This window comes from Brevundimonas sp. (assembly GCF_031082345.1).
Taxonomy (GTDB): domain Bacteria; phylum Pseudomonadota; class Alphaproteobacteria; order Caulobacterales; family Caulobacteraceae; genus Brevundimonas.
This window is the reverse complement of sequence record NZ_JAVHLH010000167.1, coordinates 1-6,489: the sequence shown is the minus strand read 5'-3', so window position 1 is coordinate 6,489 and position 6,489 is coordinate 1. Positions and strand designations below refer to the sequence as shown.

The 6,489-nt window shown below is 69.0% G+C and carries 5 protein-coding genes and 1 pseudogene; 5 read left to right on the top strand and 1 reads right to left on the bottom strand.

Annotated features, from left to right (window positions below; translation table 11 throughout):
• The 5 genes from RDU12_RS11020 to aguB form a co-directional block, all read left to right on the top strand.
• Nucleotides 1-412 (top strand): OmpA family protein (locus RDU12_RS11020; protein WP_308684618.1); only part of this gene is annotated, 412 nt, incomplete at its 5' end.
• 169 nt (nucleotides 413-581) lie between these two features.
• A complete protein-coding gene (msrA, locus tag RDU12_RS11015; protein ID WP_300290789.1) occupies nucleotides 582-1,211 on the top strand; it encodes a peptide-methionine (S)-S-oxide reductase MsrA in 630 nt (209 codons plus the stop codon).
• Nucleotides 1,212-1,410: 199 nt separating this feature from the next.
• Nucleotides 1,411-3,951, top strand: a complete 2,541-nt coding sequence (locus RDU12_RS11010; RefSeq protein WP_300290786.1) for a TonB-dependent receptor — start codon at nucleotides 1,411-1,413, stop codon at nucleotides 3,949-3,951.
• Between the two features lie 240 nt (nucleotides 3,952-4,191).
• Nucleotides 4,192-5,193 carry an agmatine deiminase family protein gene (locus RDU12_RS11005; RefSeq protein ID WP_300290784.1) on the top strand — a complete coding sequence of 334 codons (1,002 nt, stop codon included), beginning with the start codon at nucleotides 4,192-4,194 and terminating at the stop codon, nucleotides 5,191-5,193.
• On the top strand, nucleotides 5,193-6,062 hold the full coding sequence (gene aguB, locus RDU12_RS11000) for an N-carbamoylputrescine amidase (RefSeq protein WP_300290782.1): 870 nt from the start codon (nucleotides 5,193-5,195) through the stop codon (nucleotides 6,060-6,062). Before RDU12_RS11005 ends, aguB begins: the two co-directional genes overlap by 1 nt.
• Here the strand turns inward: aguB and RDU12_RS10995 are convergent.
• Nucleotides 6,043-6,489 (bottom strand): annotated as a pseudogene (locus RDU12_RS10995) (PA-phosphatase); the annotation flags it as partial. The gene aguB and the pseudogene RDU12_RS10995 sit on opposite strands and share 20 nt — an antisense overlap.

Below are 6,489 nucleotides of genomic sequence, written 5' to 3'. Positions count from 1 at the left end.
GCCGCCGCCGCCCCCGCCGCCGCCGCCGCCTCCCCCGCCGCCGCCTCCCCCGCCGCCGCCGCCGCCTCCGGCTCCGGTCGCGCGTGAGTTCGTGGTCTACTTCGACTGGGATCGCTCCGACCTGACGGCCGAAGCCTCCTCGGTGGTGACGCAAGCGGCCAACTACGCCAAGTCGGGCCGTCCGACCCGCGTGCTGGTCGTCGGCCACGCCGACACCTCCGGCTCGGCCGCCTACAACGTCGGCCTGTCCAACCGCCGCGCCCGCACCGTTGCGGACGCGCTGGTCGCCCAGGGCGTCAACGGCGGCGTCATCTCGCTGGACGGCAAGGGTGAAACCGCCCTGGCCCGCCCGACCGCCGACGGCGTTCGCGAGCCTCTGAACCGTCGCGCCACCATCGGCATCAACTTCTAAAGAGTTGACGTCGACGACCGCTCCGGCCCCAAGGCCGGAACGGGCACGGCGACAAACTGAACCGCCGGTCCCTCACGGGGCCGGCGGTTTTGCTTTGTCCGCCTGGGTGGTGAACCATTCCGGGCCGGCGTCCGTATGCAGTGTCACGGTCCTCGCCCGGAGTTTCCTGATGTCCAGCCGCCCACTCATCAGCCTCATATTCCTCAGCCTCGTCGCCTGTTCTCCAGGGCCGGCGGAGAGCGCGCCCGACGCACCGCAGGACGGCGACAGCGGCCGGCGCGAGACGGCCGTCTTCGCCGGCGGCTGCTTCTGGTCCGTGGAAGCCAATTTCGAACGGATTCCCGGGGTGGTGGCGGCGGTGTCGGGCTTCGCCGGCGGCGCCACGGCCCGTCCGACCTACGAACAGGTCGTCCGGGGCTCGACCGGCCATCTGGAAGCGGTCCAGGTGACCTACGACCCGGCCCGTGTGAGCTATCGCCAGTTGGTGGACCGCTTCTGGCTGACCATCGACCCTACCGATCCGGACGGACAGTTCTGCGACCAGGGGCCGTCCTATGCGACCGCGGTCTTCGCCAGCCCGGCCCAGAGGCCGGCGGCGGAGGCCTCGCGCCGCGCGGCGGCAGGCCGAATTGGAGCGGCCCGGTTCGTCACGCCCGTTCGCGATGCGGTCCGATTCTGGCCGGCCGAGGCCTCGCATCAGGACTTCGCCCGCCGCAATCCGGTCCGCTACGCCGGCTACAGCCGGTTCTGCGGAAGAACGGAGCGCCTCCGGGCCGTTTGGGGCGCCGCGGCGGCCTAGCGACGGGTCAGGACAGAGCCATCCACAGGCGATCCGCCCACAACGGTGTGTCTCCCGCGCCACCGACCCCGGCTGTCATCTCACTGTCACACGAATGTCGTCCCACTTTCCGACGGGGCCCGTAGAGGGAGCGGGATTTCAGCCGGCTGCCGCCGGACGCCGAGCGCACGCGCTCTTTCTTCATCGGGGATAGATGACAATGACGAACCGCAAACGCGTGTTCTGGGCGACGACCGCCCTCTTCACCGGCTTCCTGGCCGCCGGCGCCGCTTCCGCCCAATCGTCGGGCACGACCGCGGCTGAAGCCACGGAAGTCGACACCGTCGTCGTCACCGGTCAGCGCGGGCCGCGCGACATCGACGGCCTGGCGGTCGCCGAGACCGTCGCCAAGACGCGGAACACCATCAATCAGGAGTTCATCTCCACCCAGGCCGCCGGTCAGACCATCCTGCAGACCCTGAACCTGACGCCGGGCCTCAGCTTCACCAACGCCGACCCCTACGGCTCGTCGGGCGGCAACATCCGTCTGCGCGGCTTCGACGGCAACCGCGTCTCGCTGACCTTCGACGGCATTCCGCTGAACGACACGGGCAACTACGCCACCTACACCAACCAGCAGCTGGACCCGGAACTGATCGAGCGCGCCTCGGTCAACACCGGCACCACCGACGTCGACAGCCCCACGGCCTCGGCCACCGGCGGCACCATCAACTACATGACCCGCCGTCCGGCCCGCGAGTTCGGCGGCTGGGGCCAGGCCTCCTTCGGCGACTTCGACTACCGCCGCTTCATGTTCCTGATGGACACCGGCGAGTTCGGTCCCTGGGGCACCTCGGCCTGGTTCGCCGCCTCCTTCCAGGACTATGACAAGTTCAAGGGCCTCGGCGATCTGGATAAGCAGCAGTACAACGCCCGCATCTACCAGCCGCTCGGCGACAACGGCGACTTCGTCGCCCTGTCGGGTCACTACAACGAGAACCGCAACAACAACTACAACGGCCCGAGCCTGCGCACGGCCACCGGCTTCTGCGACGTCGCCCAGACCATCGTCTGCGTGGACGCGGTTGAGACCGACCCGCGCGGCTGGGAAATCGACTTCGACACCACCTACACCGCCCCGACCTTCCGCACCGGCGTGGCCGACAATGACACCAACGGCACGGGCTTCTACGGCCTGCGCGTCAACCCGTCGAACACCGGCAACATCCGCGGCAACTCGCGCTTCACCCTGATGGACGGCCTGGTCCTGACGGTTGACCCGTCGTTCCAGTACGTCCTGGCCAACGGCGGCACCCAGCAGGCGGTTCTGTCCGAGACCGACGCCCTGCTGCGCGGCTCGTTCGCGGCCGGCGGCGTCGACCTGAACGGCGACGGCGACACCCTGGACCGCGTCCGGGTCATGACGCCGTCGAACACCAACACCCACCGCTATGGCCTCAACACCTCGCTGATCTGGGACCTGAACGACGACCACCGCCTGCGCGCCGCCTATGCGCTCGACTGGGGCCGTCACCGTCAGTACGGCCAGTATGGCTTCGTCAACTTCGACGATCCGTCCAACCCGCGCTTCGTCGACTGGTTCGGCGGCCGCAATGACGAAGCCAACCGCGTCGTCAACCTCGACGGCTACAATCTGCAGTCGCGCGACCGCAAGTCGATCGCCTCGCTGAACCAGTTCTCGCTGGAATACCGCGGCCAGTTCATGGACGACGCCCTGACCGTCAACATCGGCATCCGCGCGCCCTTCTTCGAGCGGGAACTGAATCAGTACTGCTATTCCCGGAACTCGTCGTCCAGCGTCCGCTGCACCACCGAGACCCCGCTGACGACCTTCACCGGCGGCGGCGCCATCCCGTTCGGCGATGTCCGCTTCGCCTCCCAGGGCAACACCGTCTTCATCGCGCCCTATTCGCGCACGGTGAAGTATGACGACATCCTGCCGAACCTGGGCGCCACCTACCGCTTCGGCGAAGGCCACTCGGTTTACGGCAGCTACGCCGAAAGCCTGTCGGCCCCGCGCACGGACAGCCTCTACATCGTGCGTCGTCTGGCGGACGGCTCGGTCGGCAACCCGAACGTCGTGCCGGAAGAGACCCAGACCTTCGACATCGGCTACCGCTACACCTCGTCGACGCTGGTCGCCTCGGTGGCCGGCTTCCGCACCAACTACGACAACCGGATCGTCAACACCTTCGACGAAGACCTGGCGACCTTCGTCGACCGCAACGTCGGTTCGGTCGAACTGCAGGGCATCGAGGCCTCGGTGGGCTGGTCGCCGGTGGAGGCCCTCAGCCTCTACGCCTCGGCCTCCTTCCTGGATAGCGAACTGCAGGACGACTACGTCCTGAACAGCGGCGGCGCCATCGCCGCCACGGCCGGCAAGGAACTGGTCGAGACGCCGGACATGATGTTCTCGGCTCGCGCCAGCTACGAGTTCAACGAGATGTTCTCGGCCGGCGTCCAGGCCAAGTACACCGGCGAACGCTGGATCACCGACGTGAACGACCTGCGCGACGACGCCTTCACCATCGTTGACCTCGACGCCCGCGTCGATTTCGCGCCGATGGGCTACGAAGGCACCTATCTGCAGTTCAACGTCACCAACGTGTTCGACGAGGAATACTACGGCGGCCTCGGCACCCGTACCTCGGCCACGCCGGGCCAGCCGGGCTACAGCCGCCCGTTCGCCCAGATCGGCGCTCCGCGCACCTGGATGGCCACCCTGCGCATGGCCTACTAGGTCCCGCGCACGGCAAGACAGATCGGGGGCGGTCCGGCGACGGGCCGCCCCCTTTCTTTTGTTCTCACGGCGACCAGTTCGACGCGATTTGGACCATAAGCGGCCGACGATTTCGGCCAGCCCGGCCATCAGACCATCCGGCGTCGGTCAGCCCCCTGACCGCCGCGCGTTGAAGTCGGGGGGCAGGATGTCTATCTGGCGCGGCTGACCCGTGCGCCGCCCTCCAGGAATCGCCCGCCCATGAACACCCCCGTCCCCGCCGAATGGTCGCCGCATCGCGCCATGTGGGTCGGCTGGCCCAGCCATGCCGAGCTGTGGGAGGACAATCTTGAGCCGGCGCAGGCCGAGGTCGAGGCGCTGGTCCGCGCCCTCGCCGGCCCCGGGCGCGAACGGGTGAAGCTGCTGGTCGGAAAGGACGAGGCCCTGGCCGACGCCCGGACGCGCTTCGCAGGCGTCGACGGCGTCGAGGTGATCGACGGCCGCTTCGGCGACATCTGGCTGCGCGACACCGGCCCGATCTTCGGCGAAGGCTCGGCCCGGGCCGCCGCCTTCCGCTTCAACGGCTGGGGCGGAAAGTACGAACTGGAGCATGACGACACCGTCGCCACGCAGATCGGCAAGGCCTCGGGCACGCCTCTGGATCGCCACGACTTCATCCTCGAGGGCGGGGCGCTGGACCACGACGGGCGGGGCACGATCCTGACCACCCGCCAGTGCCTGTTGAACCCCAACCGCAACCCCGACTGGACCGAAGCCGCCGCGGAAACCGCGCTGACCGCCTCGCTCGGCGCCCGCAAGGTGCTGTGGCTGGGCGACGGCCTGCTCAACGACCATACCGACGGCCACGTCGACAACCTGGCCCGCTTCGTCGCGCCTGGGGTGGTGGCGTGCCCGATCGCCTGGGGACGCAATGACCCGAACGACGACGTCTATGACGCGGTGGCGCGGGCGCTGTCGCAGATGACAGACGCGACCGGAGCATCCTTGAAGCTGCTGCGCCTGCCGTCGCCCGGCTTCGTCGACGACGGGGACGGGCGTCCGGCGCCCGCCAGCCACATGAATTTCCTCATCGCCAACGGCGCGGTGATCGTGCCGACCTATGGCGACGCCCGCGCCGCCGACCTGGCCTGTCAGGGACTGAAGACGGTGCTCCCGGACCGTGAGATCATCACGCTTCCCTCCATCGCCATTCTCAGCGGCGGCGGGTCGTTCCACTGCATCTCCCAGCAGGAGCCCGCCTGATGGCCCGCACAATCTCCGTCGCCGCCCTGCAAACCTCGTATGGTGAGGACCTGCAGGCGAATATCGACAAGACCATCCAGTTGGTCCGCGAAGCCGCGGGCAGGGGCGCGCAGGTCATCCTGCCGTCGGAACTGTTCCAGGGGCCGTATTTCTGCGTCAGCCAGGAAGAGAAGTGGTTCGCCACCGCCCATCCGTGGCGCGAGCACCCCTGCGTCACGGCCCTCCAGCCCGTGGCCGCCGAACTGGGCGTCGCCATCCCCGTCTCGATCTTCGAGCGCGAGGGGCCGCACTACTTCAACTCCATGGTCATGCTGGACGCCGACGGCTCGGCCATGGGCGTCTATCGCAAGAGCCACATCCCTGACGGCCCCGGCTATCAGGAAAAATACTATTTCCGGCCCGGCGACACCGGCTTCAAGGTCTGGAACACCCGCCACGGCCGCATCGGCGTCGGCATCTGCTGGGACCAGTGGTACCCCGAAACCGCCCGGGCGATGATGCTGCAGGGCGCCGAGGTGCTGATGTATCCGACCGCCATCGGCTCGGAGCCGCATGACAAGGAGCTGGACACCGCCGACCCGTGGCGCCGCGCCATGCAGGGCCACGCCGTGTCCAATGTCGTGCCCGTGGTCGGCGCCAACCGCATCGGCCATGAACGGGTCAACGAGGCGGGACAGGTCTTCTACGGCTCGTCCTTCATCGCCGACCATCGCGGCGACCTGGTCGAGAGCTTCGGCCGCGAGGAGGAGGGGGCGCTGGTCCACACCTTCGACCTCGACTACATCGACCGCCACCGCGCCGCCTGGGGCTTCTTCCGCGACCGTCGCACCGACCTGTACGGCTCGCTGGTCAGCCCGCGGCCGGCATAGGTCCCAGAGCCCGGCGCTCGGCCGCGCAGGCGGGGTTGGTCAGGCCTTCGACCCGGGCGGCGGCGACCTCGGCCCGCGCGGCCTCCAGATCGGCCGAAAATTCGGGCGTGGTCGCGGCCTGCTCATAGACGGCCCGGCCGATCCGGACGCCGTCCGTGACGTCGGCGTGCCAGTTCACGCGGCACAGGGCCCGGCTGAGACCGATGTCGAGCCCGCGCCGCCGCGCCGCCTCCGCCTGATCGGGCGCCAGCGCCGCGAACATCTCGCCATAGGCGGCGCCGGCGACGGCCCCGCCCGCCGGCCAGGAGGGACTGTCGCGCACCGCCTCGTCCATCCGCACGCAAGGTTGCAGGTCCGGCCGCGCGGCGACGGGGCGGAGGCGCGGCTCGCGTTCGGCCAAGGCGTTCGCGACCCGCGCCGAGTCGAT